Genomic DNA, 17,443 nt, shown 5'->3' on the forward strand with positions numbered 1-17,443 from the left:
AAACTAAAGGACTTAAATTTAGAGAATTCTATAGATGCTATAAAAATAGAAAATTACAAAGGAAAAAATGGTAAGAGTGAAAAAGTAAATTGTACAATGGTATTTAAAGTCGATTAATAAAATAATAAATTGATATATGTATATAATTGAAAATATATAAAAGAAAATGTAGTACAATTATACGAAAATCTAAAAGGAAAACAGTTCATTTTTATAGAAAATTTATTTAATTATAGAAAAGAAAAGGGGGATTTAATTTGGTAGGAAGAAATGATCTTTGTCCATGTGGAAGTGGAAAAAAATATAAAAAGTGCTGTTTAGTAAAAGATGAAGCTAAGGAAATTGCTAAAAATAGAATAATAAATGGAAGAAAAAAATTTGAAGGAGTAATTCAAAAAGTAATAGAATTTTCTAATAGAGAGGAATACAAGGATTATAAAAATAAATTTGAAATAGAATTTTGCATTAATAATTACGTATTAGAAAATATAACGAACGTATATTATTTAACAAATTATAAATATAATAAACAAACTAGTATAATGATGGATTATTTTAATAGAAATAAAAATATTTTAAATAAAAATGATATATCAATAGTTGAAAATACTCTAAATTCATATATGAGTATATATCAAGTAAAGGAAAAGGATATTAATAAAATTTTGATAAAAGATATTCTATTAGATCAGAATGTATATGTCGAGGATATTGAATTATTTAGTGCTTTTGATGTGGGTGATTACATACTGGCGAGAATTGTGTCTATAGACAATACGAAAATTTTCTTAGATAAGACAAGTAAGATAGATGAAAATACAAAGGATAAAATTAAACAGCGTATAGAAGATAGGTATAGAGAAACTAAAAAGAAGGTAAAAACTAAGAAGCAATGTTTAATAAATAATATTAAATTTATGTATAAAAATATAATAGATCTCTACAAAGAAGAAGTAAAGGAAATTGCATGCGATATTGCAATGAATAAAGAAAAACAGGAAATACAAGATGTAATTGTAGAAGATGCGGATAAGGAAATTATAGAAGTATTCAATAAACCGATGGTTAAACAAATTGAAGAAAAAATAATTTTAAAGCAAGCTGATAAGGATATAGGAGAAAAAACAGATAAAGAAAAAGTTATAGAGATGCAAAATATAACAGAGGTAGTACAAGATATACCTCAAAAAAATAATATTATAGAAAAGCAAGACAATAATTTAAAAGAGAATAAACAGAGAAAACAAGTAATGGCTAGAAAAGCTAAAGCATCAAAAAATGTAGGTGCAAAAAAACGAGTAAGTAAAAGATTAGAGGAAAAATTAAAACAAAGATTAAAGATAACTAAACAAATACAAGAGCGAAAACAAAAACAGGATATAAAACAAAAAAAGTCGTCTAATAAAAACAATAATATAAAAAATATAAATTCTAAACTATCGAATAAAATAGAAAACATACCAACATACAAGGCTGAACAAATCGAATCAAAAATAGAAAATATCTCAATTTCAAAAGTAGGACAAATTGAATCAAAAATAGAAAATACTCTCGTTGCGAAAATGAATATCGACCAAATAAGCAAAGAACACTGTAAGGTATACGATACATTAATTTCCAAAGTAGAGAGCGAATACAAAGAAAAATGCATATCGGCATGGGAAAGATTTAAAAGGACTTATAAAGATTATAAGGGTAGTGAAAATGGTTGGGCAGCCGCTATTGAGTACTATGTCAAAAAGAGTATAGATGAAACTGTAACACAAGAACAAATATCCAAAAAATACAATATAAGTATCAGAACTTTGGGTAAAAGATATAAAGAATTGCTGATTTGTTAAAATTCTCCCATACTCCCCTATAAAAGTAGTTAAAATTGGAAATACTACTTTATAGGGGGCTTTTTGTTTTAAAATAAAATAATAAAATTTAGTCAAAAGCCTTTTAATATAATAAAAAAATGATAAAATATTAAAATAAGAAGTATATTATAGAGAAAGAGGTAGATTTATGAGTTTTACTTTAGGAAATCCTATTGCAGTAGCAACTAATTTTATAAGATCAAATCCTGCAGTACCAATATATAAAGGAGAAGAAGATCCATCTAATTTATTTGGAGTTATATATCATATAGAAATTGGTTATAATGAAAATAACAAAGAAAAAATAAAACAATATATAATAATTGACTTTAAGGAATACAACTTATCTTCAGAAAGCAAAGAAGAGTTAATAAATATAGCAAAATCATACTGTGAATCAAAAAATATATCAGATAGCGATGAATTAGAGATAACTCTTTTAGACAACGAAGAAGTTGAAAACTTCTTAGAAAAAGTATTTAACAACATGAAAGTGATAAGAGGACTTATAAGTGAAAAACATTAGTAAATAAAAGGCGAACTCTAAGAGTTCGCTATATTTTTGACTGGTGATTAAAAGAATTAATTTAGGAGGAAATCTTTATGCTGAGGGTGTCGAATATCAAATTAAGTATAGATGATGACAAATCTAAGATAAAAAGCACTTTAATAAAAAAATTAAAAATAAAGGAAAAAGAATTAGTAAAATATTATATATACAAAGAATCAATAGACGCGAGAAAAAGAGGAAAGATAGATTTCGTATATACAGTAGATATAGTTGTAAATAACGAAAGCAAGCTTTTAAAGAAAAAATTAAAAGATGTCGTAGAGATAAAACAAAGAGAATACATCGGAGTGGCTTCAGGAGAGCAAAAATTAGAACATAGACCTGTAGTAATCGGAAGTGGGCCAGCTGGATTATTTGCATCTCTAGTCTTAGCTCAAAGAGGTTATATGCCGATAATGCTTGAAAGAGGACTAGATGTAGATAACAGAACAAATGATATAAATAATTTTTGGACTGACAGAAAATTTAAAAGCAATTCCAATGTTCAATTTGGAGAAGGTGGAGCAGGAACTTTTTCTGATGGAAAGCTTACTACTAGAATAAAGGATATTAGATGCAGAAAGGTTTTGGAAGAATTTGTAAATTTTGGTGCTCCAGACGAAATTTTATATTCTAACAAACCGCATGTAGGCACAGATATACTAAAAAATGTGGTAAAAAATATAAGAGAAGAAATAATAAGACTTGGAGGAAGCGTAAAATTTGATGCAAAGGTGACTCAAATCAACGTAGAAAATTCAAAAATAAAATCTGTAGTCGTAAATGACAAAGAGACAATAGATACTAATGTAGTTATACTTGCTATCGGACATAGTGCGAGGGATACGTATGAAATGCTTTATGAAAAAGGTGTAAAAATAATTCAAAAACCATTTGCTATAGGCGCTAGAATAGAGCATCCTCAGACTCTTATTAATAAATCACAATACAAAGAATTTTATAATCACAAAAGACTAGGTGCAGCAGACTACAAGCTAATAGAACATACATCTAATGGAAGAACAGCATATACGTTTTGCATGTGTCCAGGAGGCACTGTAATAGCCTCAGCATCTGAAGAAGGCGAAGTTGTGACTAATGGTATGAGTGAGCATGCTAGAGACAAGAAAAACGCAAATAGCGCATTTTTAGTAAATGTAAAGCCTTCTGATTTCGGAAGTGATCATCCACTAGCAGGGGTAGAGTTCCAAAGAAAATACGAAAAATTAGCTTACGAGCTTGGCGGTAGAAATTACAATGCTCCGGTCCAACTAGTAGGAGATTTTTTACAAGATAGAGTATCTACAGAGTTAGGAACAGTAGAGCCTTCTTACAAGCCAGGATATACATTTGCCAATTTAAAAGATTGTTTACCCGAATTTGTATGTGAAACTATGATGGAAGCCTTACCTAAATTAGACAAAAAATTAAACGGATTTTCTATGTACGATGCAGTTTTAACAGGTGTGGAAACTAGATCATCGGCACCTATAAGAATTGTCAGAGATGAGGAAACTCTAGAATCTGTAAATGTAGAGAAATTATATCCATGTGGTGAAGGCGCAGGTTATGCAGGTGGAATAGTAACTGCAGCTGTAGATGGTATTAAATGTGCCGAAAAAATAATTGAACAGTATTTACAATTAAAATAAATGATAAAAATTGCATTAGAAATTAAATATTTGGAAAAATAATAGTAATAATTTTGGTAATATATTACAAACAGTAAAAAAAGTATTGATGTTTGTACTCACAACATTATAAAATAAAATTGTACTTAAATACCTAACTATTAAATATTTAGGAAAAATCGAATAGGAAGCAAAAAAGCTTTCAAGAAAATATGAAAGTTAAAAAAATATAAATAAAAATAATAAGAAAGGAGAAGCTACTCATAAAAATATGAAAAATTAAGTTTTAAAATATAAAAATAATAATCGAAAACTTATTATGGATATAATTGGGTATATTTTGAGTAGCAGGAAAAAAGTGCAAATAGTTATAAGTCTTTTAGGTGGTCTAGGTTTATTTTTATATGGGATGAATCTTATGGGTGAATCTCTAGAAAAAGTAGCTGGATCTAGAATGAAAAAAATTATCGAGCTATTAACAAAAAACATCTTTATGGGAGTACTTCTTGGAGCAGCAGTAACAGCAGTTATTCAAAGTTCTAGTGCTACTACTGTAATGGTTGTAGGGTTTGTTAATGCAGGTCTTATGGGTCTTCCACAAGCAGTTGGAGTAATCATGGGTGCTAACATAGGTACAACTGTAACAGCCCAAATCGTATCATTTGATTTAACTGGTATGGCACCACTTGCTTTAGGAATAGGTATTTTATTATACTTATTTGGAAATAATGAAAAATACAAGCAAGTTGGAGAAGTATTTATAGGATTTGGTCTATTATTTACAGGTATGGAAGCAATGAAATCAGCAGTAAATCCATTAGCAGAATATAAAGGCTTTACAGATTTATTAACTACATTTGGAAAATATCCAATATTAGGGCTTTTATTAGGATTTGGGATAACAGCTATAATCCAAAGTTCATCAGCTGCAATGGGTATGCTTGTCGTATTAGCATCACAAGGATTAGTTCCACTTGCATCAGCATTACCAATATTATATGGACAAAATATAGGTACTTGCGTAACTTCATTGATATCAAGTATTGGTGCAAATAAAAATGCTAAAAGAGCGGCTACAGTGCATTTAATATTTAATATTTTAGGAACAATTATATTCTTAATTTTATTAAATAACATAGTTGTAAAATTAGTAGTAGCAATGGATCCAGGTAATGTTGCAAGACAAATAGCAAATGTACATACTATATTTAACGTAGTTTCAACATTGTTATTATTACCATGTAATAAATTAATAGTTAAATTAGCTATGAAGATAGTTCCAGATAGTAAAGATGGAGTGGACGAAGATGAAACTAGAGTAATAAAATACATAGACGACAGAATGATTCAAACTCCACCAATTGCTTTAGCTAGTATCATCAAGGAAGTATCTAGAATGGGTGAAAAGGCTAGAGATAGTGTAGATAGCGCTATGGAAGGTATATTAGAGGTTTCTACTGAAGGAATTGAAAATACTTTAAAATTAGAACAGATAATAAATCAATTACAAAAAACAATATTAAATTATCTTTTAAAACTATCTAAGGCTTCTTTAAGTGATGCAGACCGTGAAACTGTCGATGATTTATTTAATACAGTAAATGATATAGAAAGAATAGGTGACCACGCTGAAAACTTAGCTGAAATAGCACAATCAGCTATAGATGGTCAAGTTGTTTTCTCTGAACAAGGTCAAAGTGAAATAAGTGATATGTACAACAAGGTTATATCTGCATACACATATGCTCTAGAAGCGATGGCTACATCTGATGTTAACTTAGCTTGTAAAGTTATAAAAATAGAAGAACAAGTAGATATAATGGAAGAATCATGTAGAGTAAATCACATGAGAAGATTAAACAACAATCTTTGTAGTATAGATAATGGTGTAATTTACTTAGAAATTTTAACTAACTTAGAGAGAATTTCAGACCATGCAGCCAACATAGCTGAAAAAGTTATTCAACAAAAAATAGGCGATAAATAATTAAATTATGAATATAATAATAAAAGGGGTGTATAAAAGCACCTCTTTTATTTTGTAAAAATACTTAAAATGACAAAAGAAATAATACGAAGACTTTTTTAGATTGTTTGTATCAAAAACGAATTTAAAATATCGATTGTAATTACAAATCATCAAATGATAGCGTTTTCATAAAAACATAGATAATTTTACAGTCAAAAAAAGGAAAAAAAGCCAAAAAATATATATTTTTGATATTTTGTATACAATAAAAATATGTTATAATTTAGATGTTTAAAGAGATAAAAAATATATTATAAATAACAAATAACTTTAAAAAAGAGAGGGATTAACATGACTAAATTAAATTTAGACTATAGTAAAGCATTAGGATTTTTAGACAAATCAGAAATAGACGCAATGCAACCATATGTAACAGTTGCTCACAAAGCACTTCACGAAAAAACTGGATTAGGAAATGACTTCTTAGGATGGATAGACTGGCCAGTTGATTACAACAAAGAAGAATTTGACAGAATAAAAAAAGCTGCAGAAAAAATCAAATCTGACTCAGATGTATTATTAGTAATAGGTATAGGTGGATCTTACTTAGGATCAAGAGCTGCTATCGAAATGTGTTCACATACTTTCAGAAATAGCTTATCAAAAGAAGATAGAAAAGCTCCAGAAGTTTACTTTGTAGGAAACAGTATAAGTTCTTCTTACTTAGCTGATTTAATAGAATTAATAGAAGGAAAAGATGTTTCAGTAAACGTAATATCTAAATCAGGAACTACTACAGAACCTGCTATAGCATTCAGAATCTTCAAAGATATATTAGAAAAGAAATATGGAAAAGAAGAAGCAGCTAAGAGAATATATGCAACAACTGATGCTAAAAGAGGAGCTCTTAGACAATTAGCAAATGAACAAGGATATGAAACTTTTGTTATACCAGATGACATCGGAGGAAGATTCTCAGTAATGTCACCAGTTGGTTTACTTCCAATAGCTGCAGCAGGACTTGATATAGATGAAATGATGAAAGGTATGGCAGACGCTAGAGCTGATTTCTCTACAGATGTTATAGATGACAACTATGCATACCAATATGCAGTAATAAGAAACTTATTACATAGAAAAGGTAAAGATATAGAATTATTAGTAAACTACGAACCAACATTACACTATGTAAGTGAATGGTGGAAACAATTATACGGAGAAAGTGAAGGAAAAGACCAAAAAGGTATATTCCCAGCATCAGTAGATTTCTCAACTGACTTACACTCTATGGGACAATATGTTCAAGATGGTAAGAGAATATTATTCGAAACAGTAATAAACGTAGAAAAAGCAAGAAAAGATGTAGTTATAGAATCAGATGAAGCTAACTTAGACGGATTAAACTACTTAGCTGGAAAAGGTCTAAACTATGTAAACCACAAAGCTTTACAAGGTACTGTATTAGCTCATAACGATGGTCAAGTACCAAACATGATAATAAACATAGAAAAATTAGACATATATAACTTCGGTTACATGGCTTACTTCTTCATGAAAGCTTGCGGTTTAAGTGGATATTTACTAGGTGTTAATCCATTCAACCAACCAGGTGTTGAAGCTTACAAGAAAAACATGTTCGCTTTACTTGGAAAACCAGGTTATGAAAAAGAAAAAGAAGAATTAGAAAAAAGATTATAAGATTATATAGATTAGATTAATTATAAATATTGAAATAAAAATCCAAATAGAATGAGTGCAATCATTTTATTTGGATTTTTTAAATTTTAAATTTACAAAACTAATTCATATAAAAGAAAATCAGTTAAACCAGTATCTTCATAGAATAGCTTCAAAGTCTGTATATATTTAAATCCCATAGATCTTCTCGTGTTGCACTTATATTCCAAGATGCAGTTTCATATCCATCTGTACATTCATGGTTCAAAATCATAGATGCAACAACTGATTCATCTATTACAGCTATGAATAATTCATCGTTTTGGATGGCGTTTTGTACAGCTTCTCTTGTTGGATACACATCTTTCTCCCATCCAGGTTCAAATTCAGAGTCCTTCATATCATCTGTTATATCGTAGTAAAATTGCATTACATCGTTTAATTCACTTATTTTTGCTTGTCTTATTTCCATAAAAAATACCTCCTAGAAACTATTATTTAAATAATATACTATTTTGTTGTAAATTTTGATATATCCTTGAAAAAAAGTTCATATTATTTTAATGATATTTTTATAGATTAAGTTTAAATTAAGATTGAGATAATATAATAAAATCATAGAAAAAAGGAAAAGTATTTTAAAATATTTAATTTTTTAATATGTAAACTATTTGAGCAAATAAATATTGTAGATATAGGAGGATTATTATGTCAAAGAAAAAAAGTATAAGTTTAGTTATAATAGTGGCAATTGTTTGTTCCGTTTTAAGTTCACTATTAACAGTTGTGGTAGTCAATAAAACAGGTATTTTAAATGGAACAAGTAGTCAAGGAACGAGTTCACAGATAGTAGTCAACGACGATGGAAAGACAACGAATGTATATCAAGCAGTAAGCAAAAAAGCATTGCCTTCAGTTGTAGGTATAACAACAACTACAGTGAGCAGTGACAACTTTTTCTCTATGCCTACAGAATCAACTGGTGTAGGTACAGGAATAATAGTTGATTCAAATGGATATATACTTACAAATTCACATGTTATATCTGATGGTCAAGCTAGGACAGTAAATGTATTATTTAGCGATGGAAGTACAATAGATGGTAATGTAGCTTGGTATGATTCACAGCTTGACTTGGCTATAGTTAAAGTGGAAAAAACAGGTCTTACAGCTGCAGAGCTTGGAGATAGTGATAAGGTATCTATAGGTGATATATCAATAGCTATAGGAAATCCATATGGACTAGATTTAGCGAGAACAGTTACACAAGGTATAATAAGTGGATTAGATAGAACTATATCAACTGAAGAAACTACTATGACTGGTCTTATCCAAACAGATGCAAGTATAAATTCTGGTAATAGTGGTGGGCCATTATTAAATGAAAGTGGTCAAGTAATTGGTATAAACACTGCAAAGGCTTCAGAAGGTGAAGGTTTAGGATTTGCAATACCTATAAATACTGCAAAACCAATAATAGAATCAATAATAGAAAAGGGTAGTTATGAAAAAGTAACATTAGGAATTAAGGGTACAGATGCACAAACATATGCCCAATATACAAACCAACAATTGAGTTCTGAAACAGGAGTATATGTTTCAGAAGTAGTATCAGGATCAGCAGCAGAAAAAGCTGGAATAAAATCTGGAGATATAATAACTAAGATAGATGATGTAGATTTATCAGTAATGTCAGATTTAACAAAACAATTATATAATTATACTACTGGAGACAAGGCTAAAATAACTGTAAATAGAAATGGTAAAGAAATTACATTAGATGTTACTTTCTAAAAAATTTAATTAGTGATTATTAGATAAATTAGGGGCTATCATACTAAAATAGTGTGTAGCTCCTTTATTTAGTTGTTTTTTAGAAAAATATTTTTTATTTTTAAAAAAAGTACCTAAATTTTATATTGAGTATGTATTTAATAGTAAAAGAAAATAAAACAAAAAATATAAAAATTTAGGAGGACAATAATATGAAAATAAAGAGAAATATAGCAATCGGTTTAGGAGCAATAATGATAGCAGGAATATCTATAGTAGGAGTATCTCAAATATCGGCAAATGCTCAAAATAAAGCGGCAACTAATACTACAACACAACAGCAAGCCACTATAACAGAAGCAGAAGCAAAAGAGTTAATAGCAAAGAAAGTTCCAGGGGCAGAGATAATAAAATTTAAGCTTGAAAAAGACGATGGAATATTACAATATGATGCAACATTAGTAAAAGATAATATGGAATATGATATCGACGTAGATGCTAATACAGGTAAAATATTATCTCTTGAAAAAGAAGTATACGACGAAGAAGATAAATTAGAAGATCAAACTATAAGTAAAGAAAGCAATAAAGACGAAAACACAACTGAAGCTAAAGAAAATTACATAAGCAGAGAAGAAGCTAAAAAAATAATGAAGAATAAGGCTTCAGGAGCAACATTAGTAGACTTCGAATTTGATATGGATGATGGTAGAGCAGAATATGAAGGAGAATTAGTTGGAAATAATATCGAATACGATATAGTTTTAGATGCAACAACAGGTGCTGTTATAGAGTTTGAAAAAGATTATGATGATGACAGATATGATGACGATAGAGATTACGACGATGACGATTATGATGATGATAGATACGACGATGATGATGACGACGATAGAGATGATGATTAATTTAATAAATAAGGTTTAATATAACAATATTTGAACAAAATAAAAGCTGGAATTTTTAATTCCAGCTTATTTTGAATGATTGCTACATTTTGATGTACAAGAAGAACAATCACAATGGTGACTTGAATTCAATTTATTATTTCTAGAATAGTAATTTAATAAAACTACAGTAGCAATAATTACAATTAAGAAAGCAATGAATTGTGCTATTGATACATTTGTTTGACCAAATACAACTAAAGATCCAACTAAGTTAAAGGAGAATCCGACGATCCACGCTAATCCAAATTGATAGAATAGAGAAGCGAACATCATTTTATTTCCGTATTCTTTTCTCATAGTTGCTAAAGTCGCTATACATGGAGTATATAGAGCACAGAAAATTAAAAAAGTATAAGCAGTTATAACAGTAAATACGCTAGTAAGTCCAGTAGATAAATCGCCGAATAAAATTAAAAGTGTATTTACGACAACCTCTTTAGCTCCAAGACCAGTTATCAGTGCAACTGATATTCTCCAATCGTCGAATCCTAATGGAGCAAATATAGGAGCAAGTACCTTTCCTAAATAAGATAGGAAGCTCTCGTTTATATTTTCTGTAAATCCTGCTAGGTTAAATGAAGATAATGCCCATATAGCAACTGACATATAGAACATTACAGTTACAACCTTGATTAAAAAGCCCTTTGATTTATTCCAAGCATTTTTTAAAAGTGCGCTCAATGTTGGAACTCTGTACTCAGGAAGCTCCAATACAAATGGTTCTAATTCTGTTTTGTAAATAGTTTTATTTAAAATTAAAGCTACAAATATAGCTACTACAATTCCTAATATATATAAAGATGTAGTGACTATGGCTGCGTGTTTATCGAAAAATATGCCTATAAATAATGCATAAATCGGTAATTTAGCTCCACAAGTCATAAGTGGAGAAATCAATGCAGTTATTTTTCTATCCTTTTCACTTTCTAAGGTTCTAGTTGCCATTATAGCTGGAGATGCACATCCTATACCCATAACCATTGGTATAAATGCTTTACCAGATAGACCAACCTTACTCATTATTTTATCCATAAGAAATGCTGCTCTAGACATATATCCACTGTCTTCAAATAGTGAAATTCCTAAGAATAAAACAAAGATTAATGGGAAAAATGGTAGTGTACCACCTAGAGATCCCAGTATACCATCTACTATTAATGATCTAAACCATGCACTAGAATTTACTAAAAGTCCATCTACAGGTGTTATGATGTAATTTTCTATAAGCGTAGTAGCTAAATCTTGTAGAGGACCTCCTACCCAATCGAAAGTAAATTTAAATAATAAAAGTAATATTCCTACAAATATTGGGTAAGCTAAAATTGGATTTAAAACAAAATCATCTATTCTATCTGTTATGGATTTTTTATCTTTAGTGTCGTGTATAGTACATTTTTCTAAAATTGCATCTATTTTTTCATAAGTTTCGCTTTCTGTTCCGAAATCCTCTATATAAGAAGTTTTTTCATGGACAGAGCTTCTTATAATTTCTTCTAGATTTTCAGTTCCACTTTTTTTCTTAGCTATAATAGGAACTATTTTTACGCCGAGTTCATCAGCAAGCTTATCGTAGTCGATTTTAATTCCCTTTACCTCTGCTAAGTCAAGCATATTTAACAGTAAGATAATTGGCTTATTGTACTGCATAAGCTGAGTAGTTAAATATAGGTTTCTAGACAAATTAGATGCGTCTACTATATTTAATATTACATCTACATCTTCATTTTCTAAGAAGGATTTAGATACCTTTTCTTCATTTGAGAAAGTATCCATTGCATATATTCCAGGTAAATCCACAATTTTAATATCTTTTTGTAGATAACCTTCTTTTTTTTCAATAGTAACTCCTGGCCAGTTTCCAACGTATTGATTTGATCCTGTAAGTAAATTAAATACAGTTGTTTTTCCTACGTTGGGATTACCAAATAAGGCTACATTAATCAATGATACCACCTCTTTATCTAACGCCGATATTCTTAGCATCGTTTTTTCTAAGTGCTAAGTTTAATCCTCTAAAATTTATAACTATAGGATCTCCAAAAGGAGCAACCTTTTTTACTGCTATTTCAGTTCCATATATACATCCTAATGCAAATAATCTTTTAGCTAAGCGTATATCGCCATTTATATTATTAATAGTCGCTTTTTGACCAACCTTTAAATCGTAAACAGTCATCATTAATACCTCCTAATGAAATTCATTTTCAAATTATTATTATACTTATATAGTAATAATTCTTTAGAAAAAAGTCAAGTTTCCTAATGATATAATTATGTTAAAAAATTTATAATAAATTTTAATCTAAGTTTTTTCTATAAATTTTTTCAAAAATGCCCAAAAAGTGGAGATTTATCGAAAAATATTGTATTATAATAGTATACAAAAAAATATTTTATTATATAAATGTATAATTTGGAGATAGAATACTATGAAGACAAAAAAAATGACTTTTTTAGGGCTAATGGTTGGATATAGTTTAATATTATATATATTAGAGACTTATATACCAAATCCACTGATTGTATTTTTTCCAGGAGCAAAATTAGGTTTAACTAATATAATAACTTTAATTTCGTTACTAATTTTCGGATTAAAAGAAACGTTTATAATTGTAACAGTTAGAGTTATTTTATCATCTATTTTTACTGGTCCTATGTCTTATTTACTATTTAGTATAGGGGGTGCATATTTAAGTTTAATTTTAATGTATTTAGCTACAAAAATTAAAGGATTCTCTACAATAGGAGTCAGTATTATAGGGGCTATAGGTCATAATTTGGGTCAACTGTTAGTTGCAAGTGTTATAGTAGAAAATTTATTGGTTGTAACTTATTTACCTTTTATGTTAGTTACATCATTGGCTACGGGGTTTTTTGTAGGTTTAGTATCAAAGTTTTGTTATCCTAAGATGGTAAAAGTGGGAGGCTCTCTTATTGATATTAATCGATGAAGATAATTTAAATTTTAAGTGTTAGTGGTGATAATATGGAAAATAATGAATTAGAAATGATCAAAAAAGAAATTGAAGAAGTAAGGGAACAAATAAATACATATATACAATATCCAGACATATTTGAAGAAGAATTAACAGAAGCAAGTAAGCAAATAGATATTTTAATAAATAAGTATATATATTTGAGTAAATAACCCACAAATCGTGGGTTATTTACTTTATTACTATATAATATATATTAGTATATAAAATAGGAAGAGGGGGAGATTTTATCAGCGAAAAAGAAATTATAATAAGATTATTAATATGCCTAGTTATAGGTGGTCTTACAGGATTAGAAAGAGAAAAATCACATCAATTTGCAGGTTTTAGGACTCATATACTTGTAGCCTTGGGCGCTTGTGTGACATCAGTTACTGCTTTACAATTATTTAATAATTACAGCACTTATAGTACTATGGATCCCGCTAGGCTTCCAGCACAAGTTCTTTCAGGAATAGGTTTTTTAGGAGCTGGAGCAATTTTAAAAAATTCTAGTGGAATACGAGGTCTTACAACTGCTGCAGGAATTTGGGCTACTGCCTGTATAGGAATAGCAATAGGATATGGAGAGTATGTTTTAGGGATTACTGCATGGGTATTAGAAATGATTACGTTGTTGTCGTTGAAGAGAATTGATAGGCTACTTTTTAAAAATCGTAGCTGCAAATTGTACTTGACGATATCAAATCTAGATGCTGTCAAAGATACCTTTGCGATTTTAAAGGAATGTAAAATAGCTATAAGAAATTTTGATATTAACAGCAAAGGAACTCAAATTTGGACAGCAAAATACAGTATTAGCTATGATAGACGAATTATAGTTGAGGAGTTAGAGAGGCGTATAAAGGAAGTTAATGGAGTTTTAGATTTTTATTTTTATGATTAAAATAATAAATACCAGTGTTTAAAATTTAATTTTTGGGAAACATATATCATTATAATTAAAGTATAATTATGAAAAATCAGAAAGGAGACTTAAAATGGAAAGACAAAATATTGAAAGCCAATATAAATGGACTATTGACGAAATGTATCCAGAAGAGTCAGATTTGAATAAAGATATCGATAAGGTTAAGAGCTTGATAGAAAACGTTGGCACTTATAAAGGTAAGCTATCAGAATCTAAGGAAAATTTATATGATGCATTACATACTTCAGAGGAAGCAGGTAGAGTACTTGAAAAGCTATATGTATATACTCATATGAAAAGCCATGAGGATACGAGAGTAAATGCAAATCAAGGAAAAGCCACAAAAATAGATATGCTATCTACTGAATTATCTATGGCGACTTCGTATATGGTTCCAGAAATAATAAATATAGATGAAGCTAAATTAAATGAGTTTTTAAAGGATGAAAAATTATCTTTCTACAAAAAATATATATACGAAATACTAAGAGAAAAACCACATACTCTAAGTGAAAAGGAAGAAGAAATATTAGCTGCAGCATCTGATTTAAGCTCTGTACCAGAAAACGTATATGATATGATGTCATATGCAGATATGCAATTCCCTGAGATAGAAGATGAAGAGGGCAACAAGGTAAAAATAACACATGCCAATTTTTCTTTATTTTTAAAGAGTAAGAATAGAAGAGTTAGAAAAGATGCTTTTGAAGGATTGTATTCTGTTTATAAGCAATATAGAAATACTTTTGCATCAACTCTTTACGGTGGTGTAAAATCAGAAATTTTCTACGCAAAAATTAGAAAATATGAAAGTGCACTACAAGGCTCTCTATTTGCAGATAATATAAGTGTAGATGTATATGAAAACTTGATTAAATCAGTAAGTGAAAATATACCAGCATTAGATAAATATGTAGATCTTAAAAAGAAATTTTTAGGCTTAGATGAAATTCATATGTACGATTTATACGTTCCTCTAACAGAAAATTTCGATATGAAAATACCATATGAGGAAGCTAAAAAAATTGTGCTAGAAGCATTAAAACCAATGGGAGAAGAATACTTATCTCATATACAAGAGGCATTTGATAATGGCTGGATAGATGTATATGAAAACGATGGAAAGCAAGGAGGAGCGTATTCTTGGGGATGCTATGATTCTAAATCATATGTGCTTATGAATTACCACGACGACTTAAATTCTCTATTTACATTAATACACGAATTAGGTCACTCTATGCACAGCTATTACTCTAAGAAAACACAGCCTTACCTATATTCTGGATATAAAATATTCGTAGCAGAGGTTGCATCTACATTAAACGAACTTCTTTTGATAAACTACTTACTTAAAAAATCAGACTCAAAAGAAGAAAAAATCTACTTATTGAACTACTACTTAGAACAATTTAGAACTACAGTATACAGACAGACTATGTTTGCTGAATTCGAGAAGATAGTTCACGAAACAGTAGAAGGTGGAGAACCATTGACAGCAGAAGGATTTACAGATATATACTACAAATTAAATGAAAAATACTACGGTAAATCTTGTGTTGTAGATGAAGAAATAGGGCTTGAATGGGCTAGAATTCCACATTTCTACACTAATTTCTACGTATACAAATACGCAACAGGATTTTCTGCTGCAAGTGCTTTAAGTAAACAAATACTTGAAGAAGGAGAGCCAGCAGTTGCTAGATATAAGGAATTTCTAAAGAGTGGAGGCTCTGACTATCCATTAAACCAACTAAAAGCAGCAGGGGTAGATATGCATAAAAAAGAATCAGTTGATGAAGCTTTAAGTGTATTTGCAGAATTAGTCGACCAATTAGAAAAAGAATTATAATCGAATATCGTTGTTTTTAAATAAAAAGTCGCATGTAGTAGGTTAATTTTATTCCATACATGCGACTTTTATATCAAAAATATATAATTATAAGTTATAATTATATTAATAGATTGTTATTACAATTTAAAAATACTTGTCAAGGATTAAAAATCTATTTTTAATGAAAGTTTTAATCCAAAAGCAAAGGAGTCGGTATATTATGGCAAATGAAGATATAGGTTTAAGTATAAAGACTTTAAAAGAATATACTTCAGGCATGATTGTAAGATGTAAGGAAGCTGTATCATTGTCTGTTGATAGCATGGTTTCTAAAAATTTAGAACAAGCAAAAAAGGTTGTTGAAAGCGATGATGATATAGATTTACTTAGAGAGTACATAAGAGACAGAAGTGTAGAATTAATGGCATCAAAGCATCCTATGACTAAAGATTTAAGATATATATATGTTTTGTCTGATATTTCAACTGAATTAGAGAGAATAGGAGATTACGCAGTTAATATATGTAAGGAAACTATTGCCATAGGAAATGATGAACATATAAAGGAATTGATTGATATACCAAAAATGTCTGAAATGTGTACACAAATGCTTGAAGATTTAATGGTAGCCTTTTTAGAAGAAGACGATGAAATGGCGTATCAAATTGCGCTAAAGGACAAGGAACTAGATGAATTATATTATAGAATTCGAAAAGATTCTCTAAGAGTAATGCACAAGGATCCACAAAATAATATCAACCAAGGAGTTAGACTTTTATTTGTAGGAAGATATTTAGAGAGAATAGGAGACCATATAACAAATATCTGTGAAAAAATAATTTATGCAAAAAAAGGTACTATGGTAGAAATTGGGTAGACGATATTGGATATCTGCATATTAAAATTTTTATCAATTAAATAAAAAATATGGATTGACAAAAATAAAGTATATTATATATAATAAAAGAATAATTAATCCATATAATTATATAAGTAAAGACTGAGAAGAAGAGGAGTATGTAAATACTGCTAACAGAGAGAAAAATCACATGCTGGAAGATTTTTTTAGATAGGATTTGCAGAAGGTAGCTTTGGAGTCGCTGAGCTGAAATAGTAGTAGGCTTAGACGGTTAGAATCGTTAAATTTATTAAGAGCTAAGATGTATTTTATGTATATCTTAGAATTAAGGTGGTAACGCGAGCTTTTCGTCCTTAGATGGATGGAAAGCTCTTTTTTATTTCATAATATATTCAAAAAATTCAAATAATGATTAAATTTAAATGAAAAGTGAGA

The 17,443-nt window shown here is 29.1% G+C and carries 15 protein-coding genes and 1 other annotated feature; of the genes, 12 read left to right on the plus strand and 3 right to left on the minus strand.

From position 1 onward, the window contains the following. The first annotated feature begins 257 nt into the window (after nucleotides 1-257). The 5 genes from SPD90_RS06565 (at nucleotide 258) to SPD90_RS06585 (ending at nucleotide 7,710) form a co-directional block, all read left to right on the plus strand. Nucleotides 258-1,841 (plus strand): YecA family protein, encoded by a 1,584-nt coding sequence (locus SPD90_RS06565; protein ID WP_320623939.1) that lies wholly within the window; start codon nucleotides 258-260, stop codon nucleotides 1,839-1,841. A 169-nt stretch (nucleotides 1,842-2,010) separates the two neighbouring features. Beyond that, nucleotides 2,011-2,388, plus strand: a complete 378-nt coding sequence (locus tag SPD90_RS06570) for a hypothetical protein (protein ID WP_320623940.1) — start codon at nucleotides 2,011-2,013, stop codon at nucleotides 2,386-2,388. Nucleotides 2,389-2,465: 77 nt separating this feature from the next. Beyond that, nucleotides 2,466-4,064, plus strand: a complete 1,599-nt coding sequence (locus SPD90_RS06575; protein ID WP_320623941.1) for an NAD(P)/FAD-dependent oxidoreductase — start codon at nucleotides 2,466-2,468, stop codon at nucleotides 4,062-4,064. Nucleotides 4,065-4,401: 337 nt separating this feature from the next. Continuing rightward, nucleotides 4,402-6,030, plus strand: a complete 1,629-nt coding sequence (locus SPD90_RS06580) for a Na/Pi cotransporter family protein (protein WP_320623942.1) — start codon at nucleotides 4,402-4,404, stop codon at nucleotides 6,028-6,030. A 333-nt stretch (nucleotides 6,031-6,363) separates the two neighbouring features. Continuing rightward, the gene (locus tag SPD90_RS06585) at nucleotides 6,364-7,710 is read left to right on the plus strand and encodes a glucose-6-phosphate isomerase (protein ID WP_320623943.1); all 1,347 of its coding nucleotides are present in this window, start codon (nucleotides 6,364-6,366) and stop codon (nucleotides 7,708-7,710) included. A gap of 151 nt (nucleotides 7,711-7,861) precedes the next feature. Here SPD90_RS06585 and SPD90_RS06590 read toward each other — a convergent pair whose 3' ends face one another. Beyond that, complete coding sequence (locus SPD90_RS06590; RefSeq protein ID WP_320623944.1) at nucleotides 7,862-8,161, minus strand: hypothetical protein; 300 nt, start codon at nucleotides 8,159-8,161, stop codon at nucleotides 7,862-7,864. Between the two features lie 233 nt (nucleotides 8,162-8,394). Between SPD90_RS06590 and htrA the strand changes: the two genes are divergently transcribed. Next, complete coding sequence (gene htrA, locus SPD90_RS06595) at nucleotides 8,395-9,483, plus strand: serine protease HtrA (protein WP_442908893.1); 1,089 nt, start codon at nucleotides 8,395-8,397, stop codon at nucleotides 9,481-9,483. Nucleotides 9,484-9,674: 191 nt separating this feature from the next. Then, on the plus strand, nucleotides 9,675-10,370 hold the full coding sequence (locus SPD90_RS06600) for a PepSY domain-containing protein (RefSeq protein ID WP_320924707.1): 696 nt from the start codon (nucleotides 9,675-9,677) through the stop codon (nucleotides 10,368-10,370). Between the two features lie 66 nt (nucleotides 10,371-10,436). Here the strand turns inward: SPD90_RS06600 and feoB are convergent, their stop codons facing one another. Both feoB and SPD90_RS06610 read right to left on the minus strand, forming a co-directional pair. Then, nucleotides 10,437-12,356 (minus strand): ferrous iron transport protein B, encoded by a 1,920-nt coding sequence (gene feoB, locus SPD90_RS06605; RefSeq protein WP_320924708.1) that lies wholly within the window; start codon nucleotides 12,354-12,356, stop codon nucleotides 10,437-10,439. A gap of 13 nt (nucleotides 12,357-12,369) precedes the next feature. Then, a complete protein-coding gene (locus tag SPD90_RS06610; protein ID WP_320624818.1) occupies nucleotides 12,370-12,588 on the minus strand; it encodes a FeoA family protein in 219 nt (72 codons plus the stop codon). A gap of 253 nt (nucleotides 12,589-12,841) precedes the next feature. Between SPD90_RS06610 and SPD90_RS06615 the strand changes: the two genes are divergently transcribed. From SPD90_RS06615 to phoU, 5 genes are all read left to right on the plus strand, one after another. Beyond that, nucleotides 12,842-13,363, plus strand: a complete 522-nt coding sequence (locus tag SPD90_RS06615) for a Gx transporter family protein (protein WP_320624819.1) — start codon at nucleotides 12,842-12,844, stop codon at nucleotides 13,361-13,363. Nucleotides 13,364-13,398: 35 nt separating this feature from the next. Further along, on the plus strand, nucleotides 13,399-13,560 hold the full coding sequence (locus SPD90_RS06620) for an aspartyl-phosphate phosphatase Spo0E family protein (protein WP_216572026.1): 162 nt from the start codon (nucleotides 13,399-13,401) through the stop codon (nucleotides 13,558-13,560). Between the two features lie 110 nt (nucleotides 13,561-13,670). Beyond that, nucleotides 13,671-14,294 (plus strand): MgtC/SapB family protein, encoded by a 624-nt coding sequence (locus SPD90_RS06625; protein WP_320624828.1) that lies wholly within the window; start codon nucleotides 13,671-13,673, stop codon nucleotides 14,292-14,294. A gap of 94 nt (nucleotides 14,295-14,388) precedes the next feature. Beyond that, on the plus strand, nucleotides 14,389-16,167 hold the full coding sequence (pepF, locus tag SPD90_RS06630) for an oligoendopeptidase F (protein ID WP_320624820.1): 1,779 nt from the start codon (nucleotides 14,389-14,391) through the stop codon (nucleotides 16,165-16,167). A gap of 202 nt (nucleotides 16,168-16,369) precedes the next feature. Next, entirely contained in the window at nucleotides 16,370-17,026 is a 657-nt protein-coding gene (gene phoU / locus SPD90_RS06635) for a phosphate signaling complex protein PhoU (protein ID WP_320624821.1), read from the plus strand. Between the two features lie 116 nt (nucleotides 17,027-17,142). Continuing rightward, nucleotides 17,143-17,366, plus strand: a binding site (T-box leader). Nucleotides 17,367-17,443 lie beyond the last annotated feature (77 nt).

The sequence above is a fragment of the Intestinibacter sp. genome (assembly GCF_034113885.1).
GTDB lineage: Bacteria > Bacillota > Clostridia > Peptostreptococcales > Peptostreptococcaceae > Intestinibacter.

Bases quoted from the DNA above. Each gene is read 5' to 3' on its own strand.
- SPD90_RS06570 (WP_320623940.1), top strand. From the start codon at position 2,011: ATGAGTTTTACTTTAGGAAATCCTATTGCAGTAGCAACTAATTTTATA.
- SPD90_RS06610 (WP_320624818.1), bottom strand. From the start codon at position 12,588: ATGACTGTTTACGATTTAAAGGTTGGTCAAAAAGCGACTATTAATAAT.
- SPD90_RS06585 (WP_320623943.1), top strand. From the start codon at position 6,364: ATGACTAAATTAAATTTAGACTATAGTAAAGCATTAGGATTTTTAGAC.
- SPD90_RS06600 (WP_320924707.1), top strand. From the start codon at position 9,675: ATGAAAATAAAGAGAAATATAGCAATCGGTTTAGGAGCAATAATGATA.
- SPD90_RS06620 (WP_216572026.1), top strand. From the start codon at position 13,399: ATGGAAAATAATGAATTAGAAATGATCAAAAAAGAAATTGAAGAAGTA.
- SPD90_RS06615 (WP_320624819.1), top strand. From the start codon at position 12,842: ATGAAGACAAAAAAAATGACTTTTTTAGGGCTAATGGTTGGATATAGT.
- SPD90_RS06575 (WP_320623941.1), top strand. From the start codon at position 2,466: ATGCTGAGGGTGTCGAATATCAAATTAAGTATAGATGATGACAAATCT.
- SPD90_RS06590 (WP_320623944.1), bottom strand. From the start codon at position 8,161: ATGGAAATAAGACAAGCAAAAATAAGTGAATTAAACGATGTAATGCAA.
- phoU (WP_320624821.1), top strand. From the start codon at position 16,370: ATGGCAAATGAAGATATAGGTTTAAGTATAAAGACTTTAAAAGAATAT.
- pepF (WP_320624820.1), top strand. From the start codon at position 14,389: ATGGAAAGACAAAATATTGAAAGCCAATATAAATGGACTATTGACGAA.